At 58.8% G+C, this 18,579-nt stretch carries 15 protein-coding genes and 1 pseudogene; 9 read left to right on the top strand and 7 right to left on the bottom strand.

Going from position 1 to position 18,579, the window contains the following annotated elements; translation table 11 throughout:
• Position 1 precedes the first annotated feature (1 nt).
• Positions 2-307 (top strand): chaperone modulator CbpM, encoded by a 306-nt coding sequence (locus tag FPT12_RS11760; RefSeq protein ID WP_145016401.1) that lies wholly within the window; start codon positions 2-4, stop codon positions 305-307.
• 234 nt (positions 308-541) lie between these two features.
• A pseudogene (locus FPT12_RS11755) lies at positions 542-1,081 on the top strand (DUF1016 N-terminal domain-containing protein); the annotation flags it as partial.
• 205 nt (positions 1,082-1,286) lie between these two features.
• Here the strand turns inward: FPT12_RS11755 and FPT12_RS11750 are convergent.
• The 3 genes from FPT12_RS11750 to FPT12_RS11740 are packed head-to-tail and all read right to left on the bottom strand — an operon-like array spanning position 1,287 to position 4,909.
• Positions 1,287-2,447, bottom strand: a complete 1,161-nt coding sequence (locus FPT12_RS11750) for an MFS transporter (protein ID WP_256676707.1) — start codon at positions 2,445-2,447, stop codon at positions 1,287-1,289.
• A 56-nt stretch (positions 2,448-2,503) separates the two neighbouring features.
• Positions 2,504-3,628 carry a GNAT family N-acetyltransferase gene (locus tag FPT12_RS11745; RefSeq protein ID WP_145016399.1) on the bottom strand — a complete coding sequence of 375 codons (1,125 nt, stop codon included), beginning with the start codon at positions 3,626-3,628 and terminating at the stop codon, positions 2,504-2,506.
• Between the two features lie 15 nt (positions 3,629-3,643).
• Positions 3,644-4,909, bottom strand: coding sequence for a pyridoxal phosphate-dependent aminotransferase family protein (locus FPT12_RS11740; RefSeq protein ID WP_218570721.1), 1,266 nt, complete (start codon positions 4,907-4,909; stop codon positions 3,644-3,646).
• A 202-nt stretch (positions 4,910-5,111) separates the two neighbouring features.
• Here FPT12_RS11740 and FPT12_RS11735 point away from each other — a divergent pair, with 202 nt between their 5' ends.
• The 7 genes from FPT12_RS11735 (at position 5,112) to FPT12_RS11705 (ending at position 14,742) form a co-directional block, all read left to right on the top strand.
• Positions 5,112-5,810, top strand: coding sequence for a response regulator (locus FPT12_RS11735; RefSeq protein WP_145016398.1), 699 nt, complete (start codon positions 5,112-5,114; stop codon positions 5,808-5,810).
• The gene (locus FPT12_RS11730; RefSeq protein ID WP_145016397.1) at positions 5,807-6,982 is read left to right on the top strand and encodes a cell wall metabolism sensor histidine kinase WalK; all 1,176 of its coding nucleotides are present in this window, start codon (positions 5,807-5,809) and stop codon (positions 6,980-6,982) included. The genes FPT12_RS11735 and FPT12_RS11730 overlap by 4 nt, the downstream gene beginning before the upstream one ends.
• Before the next feature lie 147 nt (positions 6,983-7,129).
• The gene (locus FPT12_RS11725) at positions 7,130-7,981 is read left to right on the top strand and encodes a MipA/OmpV family protein (RefSeq protein ID WP_145016396.1); all 852 of its coding nucleotides are present in this window, start codon (positions 7,130-7,132) and stop codon (positions 7,979-7,981) included.
• Between the two features lie 370 nt (positions 7,982-8,351).
• A complete protein-coding gene (locus FPT12_RS11720; protein ID WP_218570720.1) occupies positions 8,352-9,794 on the top strand; it encodes an efflux transporter outer membrane subunit in 1,443 nt (480 codons plus the stop codon).
• A gap of 7 nt (positions 9,795-9,801) precedes the next feature.
• On the top strand, positions 9,802-10,875 hold the full coding sequence (locus tag FPT12_RS11715) for an HlyD family secretion protein (protein WP_145016394.1): 1,074 nt from the start codon (positions 9,802-9,804) through the stop codon (positions 10,873-10,875).
• Positions 10,872-13,607: a ribosome-associated ATPase/putative transporter RbbA gene (rbbA, locus tag FPT12_RS11710; RefSeq protein ID WP_145016393.1), complete on the top strand. Its 2,736-nt coding sequence runs from the start codon at positions 10,872-10,874 to the stop codon at positions 13,605-13,607. Before FPT12_RS11715 ends, rbbA begins: the two co-directional genes overlap by 4 nt.
• A 1-nt stretch (position 13,608) precedes the next feature.
• A complete protein-coding gene (locus tag FPT12_RS11705) occupies positions 13,609-14,742 on the top strand; it encodes an ABC transporter permease (protein WP_145016392.1) in 1,134 nt (377 codons plus the stop codon).
• A 457-nt stretch (positions 14,743-15,199) separates the two neighbouring features.
• Here FPT12_RS11705 and FPT12_RS11700 read toward each other — a convergent pair whose 3' ends face one another.
• From FPT12_RS11700 to FPT12_RS11685, 4 genes are all read right to left on the bottom strand, one after another.
• Entirely contained in the window at positions 15,200-15,949 is a 750-nt protein-coding gene (locus tag FPT12_RS11700; RefSeq protein ID WP_145016391.1) for a S24 family peptidase, read from the bottom strand.
• 230 nt (positions 15,950-16,179) lie between these two features.
• Positions 16,180-16,707 (bottom strand): inorganic diphosphatase, encoded by a 528-nt coding sequence (gene ppa, locus FPT12_RS11695; RefSeq protein WP_123423475.1) that lies wholly within the window; start codon positions 16,705-16,707, stop codon positions 16,180-16,182.
• Positions 16,708-16,829: 122 nt separating this feature from the next.
• The gene (locus FPT12_RS11690; protein ID WP_145016390.1) at positions 16,830-17,642 is read right to left on the bottom strand and encodes a zinc-dependent peptidase; all 813 of its coding nucleotides are present in this window, start codon (positions 17,640-17,642) and stop codon (positions 16,830-16,832) included.
• 6 nt (positions 17,643-17,648) lie between these two features.
• The gene (locus FPT12_RS11685; RefSeq protein WP_145016389.1) at positions 17,649-18,305 is read right to left on the bottom strand and encodes a DedA family protein; all 657 of its coding nucleotides are present in this window, start codon (positions 18,303-18,305) and stop codon (positions 17,649-17,651) included.
• Positions 18,306-18,579 lie beyond the last annotated feature (274 nt).

Genomic DNA, 18,579 nt, shown 5'->3' with positions numbered 1-18,579 from the left:
CATGAGCAACCCCCTGATCGTTCAACTGGACATGGCAGAATTCTGTGAGGCGACCGATTTACCGGACGTCTACGTGATCGAAATCGTCGAACACGGCATCCTCGAACCTCAGGGCGCGCAGCCCAAGGATTGGCGTTTCAACGACTACGAACTGGCGGTCGCCAAGCGCGCCGCCAAGTTACGGCGTGACCTGGATCTGGAGTGGGAAGGCGTCGCCCTGGCGCTCGACCTGCTTGAAGAAGTGCAGCAACTGCGTGCCGAAAACCGGATGCTCAGGCAGCGGTTGGGGCGGTTGGTGATTGAGTAGCTGCTTCGGTTATGAAACCTCGGTCAGCAAGGTGCGTAGCCGGTCGTGCAAATCGCCGGCACACTGCTTGAGTTCGTTGATGAAGGTCCGCTAAACCGTTTCACGTTGACACACTTTGTGATTTTTATTTGTTTGTGGTTCCGAGTACTGAAGGGTGTCGTCTACTAAACGGAACGCCCCCTCGTGAATGACCTCAGCTCCAATGCGCCCTTCTCCAATACACACTTCGGCGAAATCACCCAACTGATTGTTGCCGCTCGCCAGAGGGCAGTGCAGACGGTCAATACCGAATTGATCGAGTTGTATTGGCAGGTAGGAGCATATATCAGCCGCAAGATCGAAGCTGCAGAGTGGGGTGATGGGGTGGTCAGCCAGTTAGCGGATCATCTTGCTTTAACTCAGCCGGGGTTGCGTGGTTTTACCCGCCGTAATCTGTTTCGGATGCGGCAGTTTTACGAGGTTTACCGTGCTGAAGAGAAAGTGTCAGCACTGCTGACACAATTACCCTGGAGCCATAATCTGATCGTTCTCGGTCAGAGCAAGCAATCCGAAGAGCGCGAGTTTTACTTGCGTTTGGCGATTCAGGAGAAATGGTTAAGTCGAGAGCTGGAGCGCCAGATCAAATCAGCCTTGTTCGAGCGTTCGCTTACCCAGCCCGCAAAAGTCTCGGCAGTGCTGAGACAAACTCATCCTGAAGCGTTGAGTGTGTTCAAGGACGCCTATGTGGTCGAGTTCCTCGGTTTAGTGCAAGGGCATACCGAAGTCGATCTGCACACAGTGTAGTGGTCTAATTTCTACTCTCACCCATCGCCTGGAATGACCCTATTCAAGACGTAGCACTTCCCCATCCGGGCCGAGAGTGATTCGCTCCACCTATGGGGCGGCAGCTGCGCAATCGCATTCGCCCGCTGCGTTGGCAGCCGCATGAGGGTGTCCTTCAAAAGAGCGGGCGTCAGTGCTATGCGTGATTAACGGTTTTCTATCCTGGCGCCACCTTTTTCAGGTGAGGCCAGGCTGTACTCACCTTCATCACAATGACCCCCAACAGCAGCAAGCCGGTGAGCGTCATGGCGAGCCCTTCCAGCAAGATGTTTGCCGGTACCTTATCGGCCACGACGCCTGTCAGCATGACCGAAACAAGAAAGGCCGCGCCTGTGCCGGTATCCAGCAATGCAATCACACGGGCATAGAAATCCCCAGCAACCTGTTGATAGATGCGCAACAGGCTCAGGGTAATGACCAGCCCCTCCGCCAGCCCCGTCACAGCCACCAACGGCAATGCCAAACCGAGGCTGTCGACTTGCGATACAACCCAGATAGAGGCACATATCAGGGTCAGACTGATCAACATCCATGCGCCATATTGCTGCACGACACGGGACCATGACGATAAAGCAAGTCCAGCCAACATGCCGACACCATAGGCGCCGAATAGCAACCCGACATCGGCCGGTGGACGTTCCAGCACCTGGACCACATAGACAAGCGCAAGAATCTCAAAACTGCCAAGGGCCAGCATCACCAGCATACTGGCCGTCATGGGCAGTATCAGGCTGGCTCCATAGCGTGAAACCGCCGTGCGCAAATCGCGCCAGATACCTGCTTCATCGGCCTGCTCCCGCTTGACATGGGGCGAGGGCAACAACACACACAAGACACTGGCGATGAGCAGCAGCACGCCAATTACCACAACCGCCACCACATGCCCGTAGTGACTGGCCAGCACGCCAGCCAACAGCGTACCGATGGCCATCCCTGACATGCGCGCGGCCATGATGATGGCGTTGGCAGCGGGTAGCCGATCTGCCGAAACCAGGCTGGGTAATAAGGCACTGGCACCCGGCACGAAGAACCGGTTGCATGTCGCCGCCAGGGCAGCAATGGCAAGGATAGGGATAAGCTGCCCACGCATCGCCGGCAGCAAGAGTGCCAGGATGATGAACAGACGCGCCACACAGGCCCAGACCAGTACCCGTTTGAGATCGGTGCGATCGGCCACTGCACCGGCCCATGCGCCGAACAGCAGCATCGGGATCAACTCGCAAATGACCAGCAACATGATGTTGAACGCCGACTGGGTCAGATCGAATACCACGATCTGCAGCAGCACGATCAGCATCCAATCCGCCACCGAAATCACCCACTGCAGACCGGTCAAGAGCAAAAGACCGGTGTCATGCTTGTGTAGCAGCCGCTTCACCGCTGGTCTTCCACAGTCAGGTTTTCCAGCGCGAGCTTGTCCTGGTCGTGCTGGAGCACAAATCGATGCAGGAGCATGCGAAGCAGTCGTCCGAGCCACTTGGGATTGGCTTGCATCCAGGCGTAACAGGCTTGCAGGCGACAGCCCATTTCGACTTTGCCCTGCTCGTTGGAAATGCCAAAGTTAATGCTGCGCAATCCTTTGCCGATGGCGTGGCGAACGATCTGGTAGCCCATTGCGCGGTGGATGGACAGGCGACTCGTTGCCTCCAGATCCACGCCGCAATAGGTGGACTCCAGATGGTCGCCCAGAACAAAACAGAGGTCGAACGCATCAATACGTCCTTCCTTGCGCAGCAGCAACCACACCGCATGGTCGAGCTGGCTCATTTGCAGAAAGAAATCTTCGGTGACCATGATTTGGTCAGGCGAGTGATGTTTGCGATACAGCTGTAACCATAAGGCGTGCAAGCGCTGCGCTTCATCAATCGACAGTGCCTGACCCTCGCGAATTTCAAGACGGTAGCCTGCCTTTTCAAGCGATCGCATATCACGGCGTATGCTTTTGCGCTTGGGGTGCTGCTCCAGATACTGCTCAAAGTCTGTCCAGGGCAGCTCCAAATGCGCGCAGCTGTAGAGCTTGTCGAGCGTCTGCTTGTGGAGGTAGTCGGATGTCGGAAAATCCCGCCCGACGAACAATCGGACGCCGCGCTTGATTGAAGCCCGCTCCAGCGCAGTCACCAGACTATATCGCAGGCTTATGGAATTCGCAGTGACCGCTAACATCAGCGGCAACCCAGTATTGACCGGCGTTCCCAGGGTCGTGACGCGCAACGACATCCCATATGGCAGATGAATCCGCCATAGGGTGGCTACAGCAGCGCCGACCAGTTCACCGTTTGAAATGGCCAGCGCATAAAGGTACTGGCATTCCAGACCGCTGGCCTCCAGGGCAGCCATATACTCATGGCTGCAAAACTGATGAGGCTTGCACAGTTGATTCCAGGACGTTCGGTCAATCGTCGCAATCGAGTCCTTGATTTCAATATGTTCCGCCGCCCAAGTGGTGTCATTTGTGCAGGCCGGCAAGCCGATCCGCACCACCTGTTCCATGCGTGTCATATGCGACTTCCTGACCTAGCTCGCTGCCGCTAGCAGACGCTCGCCCAATCGACTGGATGAGTCATCGCAACCGAGCAGATTTTCCAGACTATGGGCGAACCTCTCGATTTCCGCGTCGGTGTGGTGCCGGTGCAGGATCAGCCGTATCAGTGCCTGATTGGGCTTGACCGCCGGATAGCGGAAGATCGGCACGCAGAAGCCTTGTTGGTCCAACTGCTCCCGAACTTGCTCGGCCTTGCTGTCCTTGCCGATCAACACGGAGGTGATGTAAGACGGTGTGCTATTGAGCTGCAGGCCACTGTCAAGCAATCGCATGCGAAACGCCAAGCTTCTGCGCAGGAAGTCATCCATGATGGAAGGGTCGCGCTTGAGGTGCTCGATGATGGATGCCGCTGCGTCTGCCGTTGGCGGTTGAATGGCTGCAGTGAAGATCGACGTTCCGCTCAGTACTTCAAAGGCGTCGATGTACTCCGCGTTGGCGCTGATCGCGCCGCCTTCCAGGCCTACTGATTTCGATAATGAGATCATGATGAAATCGGCGCGGCGAAGGTGCTGGAACTCTTCATGGAAATTGCGCTGCGGCTCGCCATACACCATGAAGCCATTGGCGTCGTCGATATAGCTCAGGGCATTGAATCGTTCACACAGATCCAGGATCGTACCGATAGGCGCCACACTCCCATCGGAGGAGTAGACACTTTCGAAAACCACAATGGCCTTTCGATCTCCGATATTTTGCAGAACACGCTCAAGGTCGGCCACATCGTTATGCTTGAACGACAGCAGCGATTCGCCGTACTTAAGGTGCCCGGCTGCTTTCCAGAGACTCCAGTGGCAATCACGGTCAAAGATCAGCACGGCATCGCGGTTGTCAATGCCGCTGCTGGGGGAGAAGTTGAACTTCGCCGTCATGGCATTGATGAAGCCAAGGTTGGCCAGCATGCCTGAGGCAAACGTGAGTGTTTTGTCTTTGCCATGATGCTCGCTGAGCAACGCTTCCAATCGGAAATGTGGCTCGCAGACACCCTGCGTTGCCCGCGACCCACCGGTGGAAAGCCCATAGCGCTTGACCGACTCACAGAACGCATCGAGCACTTGCGGGTCCTGTTGCCAGCCAAGGTAGTTGATCCCCGAGAAATTCACATACGGCAGGCCATTGCGCGTGATACGCGAACCAGACATTCCTTCCATAATGACCGGCTCGCGCAGGAACCCTTCGGACACCGACGACTCAACGAAGCGCTGAAAGCCCCAGCGATCTACATTTGGTGATATTTCCATATGTCCCCCCTCCATTCATCCTGACTGCCAACATTTGATAAATCTTGACAAATGACTAAAAATAAGATTGTCGATTCGTGTTCCAGTAGTAGCAGTTAGTCATCTCAACGATTTACCACCGCATTCAGAAGCGCAATGATCGTTGCACCGCAATATCAAGTAACGATCAACAATCCATCAAGATTGCATGAAGGAGTGACCTGTGAGTTTAGGACGAGTACTGATCGTCGAGGATGATTTCGATGGGGCTGAAGTACTGGAGGCCTATCTTGGCCGGGATGGATTCCAGACGCGACATGCAGCAGATGGTCATAAAGCCCTGGACTACCATGCGCGTTGGCGACCGGATCTGGTGCTGCTGGACATCATGTTGCCGGGACTCAGCGGCAACGAGGTTTTGACTGCCATTCGCCAACACTCAGCGACCCCAGTCATTATGGTGACTGCTGTTGGGCACGAACCCAGCCGCATCAACTCCCTGCTGTACGGTGCTGATGACTATGTGGTCAAACCCTACAACCCAGGGGAAGTGGTTGCTCGCGTGCATGCGGTGCTGCGGCGTTGGCGTGGGGGTGGCCAGGGGCAGTCGACCTTGCTACGACATAATCGCCTGGTCATTGATTTGAACGCGGCACTGGCGACCATTGAAATCAATGGCGCGAGTCAACCCCTGGAGTTGACTCGCACCGAGTTCAATCTACTGTCCATGATGATGGCAGCGCCATCGCGCATGTACACACGTGCCGAGCTGCTCGCCAACTGCCTGCCCGAAAGTGATGCGATGGAGCGAGTGGTCGATGCCCACCTGTACAACCTGCGACGCAAGCTGGAGCGTGCAGGCATTCACGATGTCGTTCTGACGGTGCGGGGGCTGGGGTATCGCTTCAGCAATCCGGCATGAGCACGGCAAAGAAAGGACTCTCCCGCCAACTCTGGTACTGGATCAGCCTGCGCATGACCGGCCTGGCACTGGCGGCCATACTGGTGGTGGGTGCTGGCATGTGGCTACGCTTCTTCTCATGGGAAACCAAGCTGCGAAACGCACTGCCCGAGGCCGTGCGCCAGGAACTCAAGGTCCTGGAAGTCGACCATGCCGCCAATGCCGAGCGCCTGCGTGAAATCTATGGGCAATACTTCTATGGTGATTACTTCACGCCAGAGGTCCTCCGGGCGGATCTGCTGTGGTTCAGCGGGCTGGCACTGATTGCGCTCCCCCTGATTATCGGCGGCGGCATCTGGGTCTCGTTGCGCCTGTCGCGCCAACTCAGCGCCGTTGCTATCTCGGCAATGCACATCGCTGGCGGAGACTTCCGGTCACGAGCAGGCAACGTGCGCGATGCACCCGCAGCGCTGCATAGCCTGATGGCCGATTTCAACCACATGGCTGAGCGCCTGGAGCGGCAGGAGCGGGAATTACAGGCATCCAGCGCCGCCATCGCCCACGAGCTGCGCACGCCCCTCACCGCTGCCAAGGGGCGGCTACAGGGTCTGATCGACGGCGTATTCGAGGCCTCACCACAACAGTTGGCCATGATCATGCGACAGCTTGATCAGCTCAATCGGCTCATTGAAGATCTGTACTTATTGTCGCTGGCCACAGCAGACCAGTTGCAGTTGATGCCCTCAAGCTTTGCGCTCAAGCCCCTGATGGAAGAGCGAATGGCTTGGGCGGCACCACGCTTGCAACAGCAACCGGTGAACATCGTCCTCGACTGTCCGGACGGTTTGATGTTGATCGCCGATCGCGACCGCTTAGGCCAGGTACTGTCTATCCTGCTCGACAATGCCCTGTGCTACGCAGCATCCGGGGGCTATCTGGCGCTGCGGGCCCGCAAGCGGCAAGACCGGTTGCTGCTCGACGTCGAGGATGCTGGCCCGGGCTTCGCACCGGAGCATATCGAGCGCTCGTGCGACCGCTTCTGGCGTGCCGAACATTCGCGCTCTCGCCATGCAGGCGGCAGCGGGCTGGGGCTGTCGGTGGCAGTAGCTATCTGCCAAGCCCATGGTGGCAAGCTGAGTGTCCATAATCGTGCCGAGGGCGGCGGTCGCATCCATATCGAGTTGCCTGGCTGATTCAAGGCAAAGGCTGCGCCAGCCTGAAAGCGGGCACAGGCAAAACCTGCCCCGCTGTCCTTGACGAAGTCTTCATCGTTTCTTGGCACGACCTTGTATCGAGGGCGGCTCACTACCGGGGTACTAAACCTCAAAGGATGAGCCGCCATGAGCAAGCCCGTTTCTCGATGCAAACACAAGCGACACATGACCAGCGCTGTCTCGGTCTTCATTGCCGGCAGCCTCTGCTTGCTGATGCCGCTGAAAAGCCAGGCCCAGCAGCAAGTCGCTGACGTATCCACCAGCTTGTTTGGCGAAAAAACCGAGGTCACGGTGGGACTGGGTGCCGCCTACACCCCCCGCTATCTGGGCGCAAAAGAATCGCGAGCCATGCTGGTGCCGACACTGAGTATTTATCGCGGCATTTTCTTTGCCGATTCCGTGCGCGGCCTTGGCGCGGAATACCTGACTCAGAGCGGGTTTTACTCCAGCGTGGCAATCGGCTACGACTTTGGCCGTACTGATGAAGACAGCGTTTGGCGTCCTGGCTCCAAGCGACTCCAGGGGATGGGTGAAGTCACAGGCGCGACCACTGCCACGTTTCTGCTGGCACAGGATCTGACCTCCTGGCTGTCGATCAAGGGTGAAGCAGAGCTGCGCGTTGCCGGTCATAAGCGTGGTAATCGTTACCAGTTGGGCCTGAAAAGCACCGTACTGGACACGGCGGGTGATGTGATTACCCTTGGCATGAACGTGCATGCCGGGGATAAGCGCTACAACCAAACCTACTTCGGGGTGAGCGATGCCCAGGCCCAGGCTTCCCGGTTCTCTCGCTTCGATGCCGAGTCCGGCGTCTATGCCTACTCGTTGTCAGCGGACTGGCAACATAATTTCAATAAGCAATGGGCGATGTTGGTCGGGGTGAATGTCATGGAGTTCCGCGAAGAGGTGGACAAAAGTCCTGTGGTGGAAGAAAAAACCGGCGTCACCAGTTTTGCCTCATTGCAGTATTCATTCTGAGGCGAATAGACATCCACAGTGCGCGCACGTAGAGAGCCCATCCCGGCACGGGGGCCGTGGTGCCGGAAACTGATTTGGTTGGCCTGTACCGTGGCGGCAGTCTTGTTATTGGTGGCGGGCGCTTGGCTGCTCATGAGCGAGCCGCCCGTTTCAGTGCTGACACCGCTACAGCCCCGAAAATAATCTCAGACGCTCAAGGCAAGGCTGCACCGTGGGCGTCTGTTCCGCAGACCGGCACTTTGGCCGCACTTGATGAAATCTTGATAGAACCTTGAAAGACGATTGACGCGTGAAGAGCACACTTCCCTCCATGCCTCCTATGGATCGGAAACTTCACATCATGTCACGACAGTGCAGTGCAGCATTTGTGATGGTGCTGCTATCAGGCTGCACTACGTTAATACCGCCGTATACAACACCCAACAACAGCACCTTGCCTGCGCATTACCAGCAAGGGAGCGGTAAAAGATTCGAGGATGGGGCACTGACCTCGGCGGCCGATAAAACCTGGCAGAGCTATTTTCCCGATCCTCATCTACAGGCTTTGATCCGCCAGGCGCTGCTTCACAACCACGACCTGCGCAGTGCCGCTTTGCGGGTTCGGCAAGCACAGGCCGCCTACCGCATCGAGCGCAGCTCCCTGGCGCCCACTGTTGCCCTGGGAGTCGATGCGCAACGCTCGCGCACGCCTGCGGATCTGTCGGAAATCGGTCAGACCTCGACTGGCAACGAATTCAAGGCAGGTGTGGGTATCAGCAGTTGGGAGATCGACTTCCGGGGGCGTATCGCCAGCCTGAACGAAGAAGCCTTGCAGCAATTCCTGGCGACCCAGGCCGGGCATCGGGCAGTAACGATCAGCCTGGTGGCGCAGGTGGCCGACGCCTGGATTGGCCTCCACGAGCTGGATGAGCGCCTGCGCCTGGCTAACGCCGCTCAGGCCAACCAGAGCGAATCGCTGCGCATCTTCACACATCGGTTTGAGATGGGGTCAGTGACCAAGCTGGAACTGACCCAGGTGCAGACGCTACTAACCCAGGCCGAGGCATTGGCGCTGCAACTGCAACAGCAACGCGACTTGCAATGCAATGCAGTGAATCTGCTGGTCGGACAGGTTGACCTCGTCGATGCCAACGACAGGCCTGTCGCCGATCAGACCCTGGTCCAGCCCCTGGATGCCGGCCTGCCATCCGACCTGCTGATCAACCGCCCGGACATCATCGCGGCAGAGCATCGCCTGCGCGCCGCCAACGCCCATATCGGCGCGGCCCGCGCGGCCTTCTTCCCGCGCATCAGCTTGACCGCTTTCGGCGGCCTGGCCAGCGCAGAACTGAGTGACTTATTCAACGCAAGCAGCCGTGCCTGGAACTTCGCACCAAGCCTGTCGTTGCCGGTCTTCGATGGGGGACTGAACCAGGCCAACCTGGATTTGGCGAATGTGCGCAAACACCTTGCCGTCGTTGAGTACGAGCAAATCATCCAGAGCGCCTTTCGCGACGTAGCGGATGCCCTGGCCAACCAGCACTGGCTGCAACAGCAATTATCAGTGCAGCAGCAAGCCGTCGAGATCCAGGAAGAACGCAGTCGGCTGGCGCGCTTGAGCCATGACCGTGGCCGGTCCAGTTTCCTGGAGGTGCTTGACGCCGAACGTGATCGTCTGCAGACCCAGCAACAAGTGGTACAAGCGCAACACGCACTGCTGCGCAACCGGGTGGTGCTGTATGCCGCACTGGGTGGCGGCTCACGGCATGTGCCGAGCGCCCCGTTACTCGATCAGCCGCCATCCACCCTGTTTTCAGATATCGCAGAGGAATAACCCAGCCATGAGCGCCCCCATCAAGAAGAAAATCACCGCAGTTGCCATCGTGGCGGCCATTGCCGGTGCAGCCTGGATCGGCTGGGACTGGTTCGATCAACGCGCCGTGCCGGACGGTCTGATGGTCAGCAATGGACGCATTGAAGCCACGGAGGTGGACGTGGCCGCCAAATTTGGCGGTCGCATCGAGCAGATCCTGGCCGATGAAGGCGACGAGGTGCAGGCTGGGCAGGTGTTGGCACACATGCATATCGATTCGCTGCTGGCCCAGATGCGCGAGGCCCAAGCGCAATTGCAACGGGCAGAACATGCCGTGAAGGCCACTCAGGCGCAGGCGAACATGCGCCGCAGCGAGCAGGCGGCCGCCGAGGCTGTCGTGGTTCAGCGCCATACGGAACTGAATGCCGCCCAGCGTCGGCTGGCGCGCACCGAGGTATTGGTCAAGGACGGCGCCACAACAGGCCAGGAGTTGGACGATGACCGCGCCAGCGTGGCGAATACCGGGGCCGCGCTCAATGCCGCGCGCGCGCAGGCTAACGCCGCCAGATCGGCCATCGAAGCCACCGACGCCGAAGTCACCGGCGCAACATCGAGCGTCGCGGCAGCGCAGGCCACGGTCGAGCGCATCCAGTCCGAGTTGGACGACAGCACTCTCAAGGCCCCGCGCACTGGCCGCGTGCAGTATCGCCTGGCCCAGCCCGGCGAAATGCTCGGCGATGGCGGCAAGGTGCTTAACCTGATCGACCTGTCAGATGTCTACATGAGCTTCTTCTTGCCCACCGAAGCCGCCGGGCAAGTGGCCCTGGGCAGTGAAGTGCGCATCGTGCTGGACACCGCGCCGAACTTGCCGATACCCGCCAAGGTCACCTTTGTCTCGCGCCAGGCCCAGTTCACCCCCAAATTCGTGGAGACCGCCAATGAGCGGCAGAAGCTGATGTTCCGGGTCAAGGCTCGGATCGACAAAGCATTGCTGCGCAAGTACCAGGATTACGTAAAGTCCGGCCTGCCCGGCGTTGCCTGGATCAGGACCGATCCACAGGCCCGATGGCCTGAAGCCTTACAGCTTAGGGACTTGCCATGAACAGCCTCGCTGAACCCGTGGTTCGCTTGCGGGACGTAAGCCTGCATTACGGCAAGACCCAGGCGCTGGCGGGCATCACCCAGGACATCCCCGGCGGTTGCATGGTAGGGCTGATCGGCCCGGATGGCGTAGGCAAGTCCAGTCTGCTGTCGTTGCTCTCCGGCGCGCGTCGGGTACAGCAAGGCACAGTAGAGGTGCTGGGCGCCGACATCGCCAGCAAGGCCCACCGCGACCAGATCTGCCCGCGTATTGCCTACATGCCCCAAGGCCTGGGCAAGAACCTGTACCCCACACTGTCAGTGGAGGAAAACCTGCAGTTCATCGCACGGTTGTTCAGTCAAAACGCCAGCGAACGGCGCCGACGCATCGACGATTTGACCCGTAGCACCGGCATGTATCCATTTCTTGCGCGACCCGCCGGGAAGCTTTCGGGAGGCATGAAGCAGAAACTGAGCCTGTGCTGCGCTCTGATCCATGATCCCGACCTGCTGATCCTCGACGAACCCACTACGGGTGTCGATCCGCTGGCGCGCGCGCAGTTCTGGGAACTGATCGCCCGTATCCGTCGCCAGCGAGTCGGCATGAGCGTGATCGTCGCCACCGCCTACATGGATGAAGCACAAGGCTTTGACTGGCTGGCAGTCATGGACGAAGGTCGGGTGCGGGCCACCGGCACGCCTGCCGAACTGCTGGCACGCACCAATTGCGATTCGTTGGAGTCGGCCTTCATCAGTTTGTTGCCGGACGAGAAAAAGCAAGACCACGAGCCTGTGGTCATTCCTCCCTTGCAGACCGACCCGGACGATATCGCCATCCAAGCCCAGGGACTGACAATGCGCTTTGGCGACTTCACGGCCGTGGATCACGTGAGCTTTCGCATCCGTCGCGGAGAAATCTTCGGGTTTCTCGGCTCCAACGGCTGCGGCAAGAGCACCACGATGAAAATGCTCACCGGCCTGCTACCCGCCAGCGAAGGCCGTGCCTGGCTGTTCGGCAAGGAGATCGACTCTCACGACCTTGCCACACGCAGTCGCGTAGGCTACATGTCGCAATCGTTCTCGCTCTATAACGAATTGACGGTAAAGCAGAACCTGGTCCTGCATGCCAAGCTATTCCATGTGCCCGCCACAGAGATCGACGCTCGCGTGCAGCAAATGGCCGGGCGTTTTGAATTGCTGGACGTCATGGATAGCCTGCCGCCCAGCATCCCCATGGGCATGCGCCAGCGCCTATCGCTGGCCGTGGCGATGGTTCACAAGCCCGAACTGCTTATTCTGGATGAGCCGACTTCGGGCGTCGATCCGGTGGCGCGCGACAAGTTCTGGCGCTTGTTGGTGCAACTGTCGCGGCGCGACCACGTGACCATCTTCATCTCCACCCACTTCATGAACGAGGCCGAGCGCTGCGACCGCATGTCGATGATGCATGCGGGCAAGGTACTCGACAGTGATGCACCGATGCAGTTGGTGGAAAAACGCGGTGCCGCCAGTCTGGAAGAGGCCTTTATCGGTTATCTGATCGAGGCCGATAACAATACCGCGCCTGTGCCGGATGAGAGCGCTCCCACACGGCACGGCACGGCCACAACAGCACCCGAACAGGCTCAGTCTTTCAGCCTGCAGCGTCTACTCAGCTACGCCTGGCGCGAGTCGCTGGAACTGCGGCGCGATCCGGTACGCGCCACACTGGCGCTACTGGGATCGCTGCTGCTGATGTTTGTTATCGGCTATGGCATCAGCACCGACGTCAATGACCTGCGCTACGCCGTGCTTGACCGTGATCAGACCGGCTTGAGCCATGACTACACCCTGGCGCTCTCCGGTTCGCCGTATTTTCTTGAGCGCCCGCCGTTGCACAGTTACGCAGAGCTGGACCGACGCATGCAGACCGGCGAACTGAGTCTGGTCATCGAGATCCCGTCCGGCTTTGCCCGCGACGCCACGCTGGGGCGCAACGCCCAGGTCGGTGCCTGGATCAACGGCGCCATGCCCAGCCGCGCCGAAACCGTGCAAGGCTATGTGCAGGGCATGCACCTGCTCTGGCTGACGCAAAAATCCCAGCAATTGAACGGCAAAACCTACACCAACCCGGTCGAAGTGCAGACGCGCTTTCGCTACAACCCGGACATCAAGAGCCTGCCCGCCATCGTCCCGGCGGTGGTGCCATTGCTGCTGTTGATGCTGCCGGCGATGCTGACCGCGCTAGCCGTGGTGCGCGAGAAGGAACTGGGCGCGATCATCAACTTCTACGTCACCCCTGTCACCCGCACCGAGTTCCTGCTTGGCAAGCAACTGCCCTATGTGGCGCTGGGAATGCTGAACTTCCTGTTGATGAGCGTGCTGGCGGTGACCGTACTGGATGTGCCCATGAAGGGCAGCTTTGCCACCCTGGCGCTGGCCACCCTGGTGTTTCTGGTGATCTCCACCAGCATGGGGCTGATCGCATCGGCCGTCACACGCAGTCAGATTGCCGCGATGTTCGCCGCGCTGATCGGCACGCTGGTGCCTGCCACCCAGTTCGCCGGGCTGACTACACCCGTTTCCTCGTTGGAGGGCATCGGCAAGCTGATCGGCGAAGTCTACCCGGCCACCCATATGTTTCTCATCAGCCGTGGCGTATTCGCGAAGGCTTTGGGGCTGGCTGATCTGCAGCAGTCCTTCATTGCCTTGTTGGTGGCCGTACCGCTGGTGATGGGTCTGTCGATTGCGATGTTGCACAAACAGGAGCGCTGAGATGAAACGCACTTTTTCCAACATCTGGCAACTGAGCGTCAAGGAGCTTCGCAGCCTGTGGCGCGATCCGGTCATGCTGCTGCTGATCGTCTTCAGCTTCACGGTGATGGTCTACACGGCCGCCTCGGCCATTCCAGACACCCTGAACAACGCACCGATCGCCTTCGTCGACGAAGATGATTCGCCCCTGTCGCAGCGCATCGCCACCGCTTTCTACCCACCTCAGTTCACGCAACCAGAGCACATCAGTGTTGCCGAGATGGACGCCGGTCTGGACTCCGGCCGCTATACCTTCGTGCTGCACATGCCGCCCAACCTGCAGCGCGATGTTCTGGCGGGTCGTCCCGCGCAGGTGCAGCTCAACGTCGATGCCACACGCATGGATCAAGCCTTCAGCGGCAGCGCCTATGTCGAGCAGATCGTCACCGATGAGGTCAAGACCTTCGTGCAGCGTTATCGCGGCAATTCGGCCCTGTCGGTGGAACTGGCGCTGCGCGCACGATTCAACCCGGCGTTGGACAAGACTTGGTTCAGCAGCCTGCTGCAGATCATCGACAACATCACCATGCTGGCGATCATTCTGACCGGAGCCGCGCTGATCCGCGAACGCGAGCACGGCACTATCGAACACCTGCTGGTGATGCCGGTCACCCCCACGCAGATCATGCTGGCCAAGGTCTTGGCGATGGGCACGGTGGTGCTGGTGGCGGCGGCGTTGTCGTTGCAGTTCGTGGTACGCGGGTTGCTCGCCGTACCCATCGAAGGCTCGGTCTGGCTGTTCCTGGTCGGCGCCGCGCTGAGCTTATTCGCCAACACCGCCCTGGGCATCTATCTCGCCACCGTGGCCCGCAGCATGCCGCAGTTCGGCCTGTTGCTGATGCTGGTGCTGTTGCCGTTGATCCTGCTCTCCGGCGGCGCCACTCCGCGCGAAAGCATGCCCACGCTGGTGCAGTACCTGATGCTGGCCGCGCCCACCACCCACTTGGTGCAGTTGGGAGAAGGCGTGCTGTACCGCGGCGCGGGGCTGGACGTCGTGTGGGTTCAACTTCTTGCGCTACTACTCATCGGCAGCGTGCTGTTCGCACTTTCGTTGCAGCGTTTTCGCCGGATGCTTGCGCAGATGGATGGAGGCTGATCGATGCCTGGCCCTTCATGGCGCCAATGTGTCATTGCTGGAGATTCAAGCGGCTAGCTCGGCATCCTACGCGATGCCTGCGTTCGGCCTGCGCGGTATTCCGCGTTAAACACCATTGGACAGAGAAATGCCTTATGGCCCCTGAATAGAGAGGCTATCAGTTGATTTCTCAGAATGGACAGGATTATTTCGGACATTAAAAAGCCGGCTTGTGGCCGGCTTCTCGGGGACGGGCTTGGTTTATTTTTGGTAAACCGTACCAGCCTTCAAAACGTACACCCGGATCTTGCGTCCGGCTGTGGGACTTGGCGAGAAAGTCATCTGCCTTGTCGGTGCGATCGGACGGGCGCTGGGCGGGTCGATGCAAATGTGGGGCGCAGCATACTGATTTTTTTGGGGAATTCCCAGCGTGAAGTGCTATCCAGAGCGTTGTGGTGCTTAAAAGGGCGACTCGGTTTCAACTGAACGGCACCGGTGGCCTCTGTTTGTTCAGCGTGGACCACCAGAAGACCCAGCCGAGGATTTCGATGTTTTGTTCTTCGATTTGTTTGGCGCTGAAGATTTCATCGGGATAGCCGCTGCTGTTGTGGCTGCGCAGTCGCAGGGCGCCGGAGGGGAGGCGGTGCAGGTATTTGATGCGCAGCATGCCGGCGTGTTCGAGGGCGTAGATCTGGCCGTCGACGACCTGGGTCAGGCTGCGGTCGATGGCGAGGGTCGAGCCGTCTTCGATTTTCTCCGACATGCTGTCGCCGACCATCGGCACGCAGATGGCCTGGGCCGGTTCGACTTCCAGGCTTTCAAGGTAGTGTCGCGGCAGGCGGATGAATTCGCCGGGTATTTCAGAGACCTGGGTATCGCTGGCACCGGGGGCCGTGGGGACTTCGTTATACAGCGGGATTTCTACATCGAGCGAATCGACGTTCACGGTGTACACGCCGCGGGTTTCTTGCGCGTCGAAAACGTTGCCGGTCTGATCCGTCAGTTGTCCCGAGCCTGGATGTCTTGGGCCCTCGCCGTTGAGCAGCCACAGGCTGTTCACACTTAACAAGCGGGCGATTTGTTCCATTCGCGGGTAGGGAACGCCGCGGATGTACCAGTTGTTCACGTGCTGGGGCTCGACGTTGCAGAATGCCGCGAATGCCGTCGGGGTGATGTTCACCTCTTTCAGGAGCGCTTTGAAGCGTGGGCCGCATTTGTGCTTTTTCATGAAAACGGAGTTTACGGGCCGGGGTGGCCGGATTAAATAAACAACCGGATCAATTTTCGCGGGAATATTCTGCTGTGGTGCAGGATATTGTTAGTTCATATTAAACGCATATAAACGTTAGACTTTGTTTCATTAAACACCCTGTTTAACCTGATGTTTTAACACTCATAAAAAAACCCCGGATAACCGGGGTTTCTTCAAGAGGTCAGTGGCGTTCAGCCAGCGCCGTCTCAGCCTTTATAGGCAGCAACCGACTTCATGATCGCGGCGCGAGCGGCGTCTGCGCCGTCCCAACCTTCGATCTTCACCCATTTGCCTTTTTCGAGATCTTTGTAATTCGCGAAGAAGTGCTCGATCTGCTGAATCAGCAGCGGTGGCAGGTCGGTGTATTCCTTCACGTCGACGTACAGCTGGGACAGCTTGTCGTGTGGAACAGCGATGACTTTGGCATCGCCGCCGCCGTCGTCGGTCATGTTCAGGATGCCGACTGGACGCGCGCGGATTACCGAACCTGGAGCAACCGGGTAAGGGGTCACAACCAGCACGTCGAGGGGATCACCGTCGTCTGCCAGGGTGTTCGGGATGTAACCGTAGTTGGCCGGGTAGAACATTGGGGTGGCCATGAAACGGTCAACGAACAGGCAATCGCTGTCTTTGTCGATTTCGTATTTGATCGGCGCATGGTTGGCCGGAATCTCGATCGCGACGTAGATGTCGTTCGGCAGGTCTTTGCCAGCCGGAATCTTGCTGTAGCTCATTGGGCGGTGCCCCCGTAAGTGGCCAAATGACTTGGCCGGATTGACCAAAAAGTGGCGGCGATTATAGGCATATTCCGTCGCCTGCGCCACGTACCAGAGGTCGTATAGACCCAGGCAGGACGCTAGTCGTGTGGCTGATAGCCCGGATGTGTGGCTTGCAGTTGCTCGAGCCTGGCCAGCGGGTCCTGGCGGTAAAACAGCTGCAGTTGCTGATAGACCTGTGGATAAGTGGCGTGCAACAGATCCGGGGCGCTGAAGAAGTATTCGCTGGTGACGGCGAAGAACTCGGCCGGGTTTTCCGCCGCGTAAGGGTCGATGGCGGTGTTGGCGTGCGGATGGCGATCCAGTTGGCGATTAAGGTCGTCGTAGGCGTGCTGCATGACTTTCGCCCACTCACTGACGCGCATGTCGCTGTGCAGCGGTGGCAAGCCGTTGGCATTGCCGTTGAGCATGTCGAGTTTGTGCGCGAGTTCGTGGATCACCAGGTTGTAGCCTTCCCAGCCCCCACTGGCCATCACGCCCGGCCAGGCCAGAATGATCGGCCCCTGTTGCCAGGCTTCGCCGCTGTGCTCGCCGTTCCATTCATGCTCGACGCCACTGGCATCGCGATGGCGCTGCGGGCTGAGGAAGTCGTCGGGGTAGAGCACGATTTCGTGGAAACCCTGATACCAGTTCAAATCGCCCAGGTGCAGTAACGGCAACTGCGCCTGAGCGGCGAGCAACAGGCGCTGTTCCTGGTGCAGTTCGACGCCGGGCAGGCAGGTCAGGTGTTTTTCTTGCAGAAAGAGCACGGCGGCTTCACGCAGCCAGCGGTCTTCGGCCTCGCTGAGGCCGTCGAGAAAACTCAGGTGTTGGCGCACCCGTTGCCAGGTTTCATCGGCAACGGGGTGTTTGGCCAGCGTGCGCTGGCGGCGCCAGGCGTTGAGGAACCCCATGGACGCTCAGCGCGACGCGGCTTTGGAGCTCGCGTTGGCCAGGCGGCTGCGGATCACGCCAATGATCATCGGCACCAGCGACAGCAGGATGATGCCCACTACCAGCAACGACAGGTTTTTCTTGATGAACGGCACGTTACCGAAGAAATAACCCAGGGTCACCAGGCCGCCGACCCAGAAGATGGTGCCGAGTACACTGAAGGCGAAGAAACGCGGGTAAGGCATTTTGCCTACGCCAGCGACGAACGGTGCGAAGGTCCGGATGATCGGCAGGAAGCGCGCCAGGGTCACGGTCTTGCCGCCATGCTTGTCATAGAAGTCATGGGTTTGTTGCAGGTAGTCGCGACGGAAGATCTTTGAGTTCGGATTGCTGAACAACTTTTCGCCGGCTGTTCGCCCGACAAGGTAGTTGGTGCTGTCACCGAGAATCGCCGCCAGCATCAGCAAGCCGCCCAGCAGCACCGGGTCCATGCCGCCACCGGCCGCTACCGCGCCAGCGATGAACAACAACGAATCGCCCGGCAGGAAAGGCATCACGACCAGGCCGGTTTCGCAGAAAATCACCATGAACAGGATGGCGTAGATCCATGGCCCGTAGTTGGTCACCAGCAAATCGAGGTAGACATCGAGATGCAGGATTAGGTCGATCGGGTTGAAATCCATGGTGGGCACCTGTGGTAACGACCCGACTCAGCAGGCCTGTGCGGATATTTTGGAAAAATGGCTACAGGGCTGTGGAGTTTTTCTTACAGTCCGTAAGGTTCGTGATTATACGGACTGAAAAGTGAAAAGCGTGTCGAGTTTGTAGCGAGGGATTTCCAAGTCGGATCGGTGGTTCGGTACTGAACTTTGTGGGAGCGAGCTTGCTCGCGATAGCATCGGCTCGGTATGACTGACACACCGAGGCGCCTGAATCGCGAGCAAGCTCTCTCCCAAA

This window comes from Pseudomonas sp. H3(2019) (assembly GCF_007713465.1).
In the GTDB taxonomy this organism is placed as follows: domain Bacteria; phylum Pseudomonadota; class Gammaproteobacteria; order Pseudomonadales; family Pseudomonadaceae; genus Aquipseudomonas.
This window is presented reverse-complemented; position numbering and strand designations above follow the sequence as displayed.

Coding starts and splice junctions, on each gene's coding strand:
- FPT12_RS11690 (WP_145016390.1), bottom strand. CDS start 17,642: ATGGGGTTCCTCAACGCCTGGCGCCGCCAGCGCACGCTGGCCAAACAC.
- FPT12_RS11740 (WP_218570721.1), bottom strand. CDS start 4,909: ATGGAAATATCACCAAATGTAGATCGCTGGGGCTTTCAGCGCTTCGTT.
- FPT12_RS11720 (WP_218570720.1), top strand. CDS start 8,352: ATGGTGCTGCTATCAGGCTGCACTACGTTAATACCGCCGTATACAACA.
- FPT12_RS11715 (WP_145016394.1), top strand. CDS start 9,802: ATGAGCGCCCCCATCAAGAAGAAAATCACCGCAGTTGCCATCGTGGCG.
- rbbA (WP_145016393.1), top strand. CDS start 10,872: ATGAACAGCCTCGCTGAACCCGTGGTTCGCTTGCGGGACGTAAGCCTG.
- FPT12_RS11700 (WP_145016391.1), bottom strand. CDS start 15,949: ATGAAAAAGCACAAATGCGGCCCACGCTTCAAAGCGCTCCTGAAAGAG.
- FPT12_RS11725 (WP_145016396.1), top strand. CDS start 7,130: ATGAGCAAGCCCGTTTCTCGATGCAAACACAAGCGACACATGACCAGC.
- FPT12_RS11705 (WP_145016392.1), top strand. CDS start 13,609: ATGAAACGCACTTTTTCCAACATCTGGCAACTGAGCGTCAAGGAGCTT.
- ppa (WP_123423475.1), bottom strand. CDS start 16,707: ATGAGCTACAGCAAGATTCCGGCTGGCAAAGACCTGCCGAACGACATC.
- FPT12_RS11730 (WP_145016397.1), top strand. CDS start 5,807: ATGAGCACGGCAAAGAAAGGACTCTCCCGCCAACTCTGGTACTGGATC.
- FPT12_RS11760 (WP_145016401.1), top strand. CDS start 2: ATGAGCAACCCCCTGATCGTTCAACTGGACATGGCAGAATTCTGTGAG.
- FPT12_RS11745 (WP_145016399.1), bottom strand. CDS start 3,628: ATGACACGCATGGAACAGGTGGTGCGGATCGGCTTGCCGGCCTGCACA.
- FPT12_RS11685 (WP_145016389.1), bottom strand. CDS start 18,305: ATGGATTTCAACCCGATCGACCTAATCCTGCATCTCGATGTCTACCTC.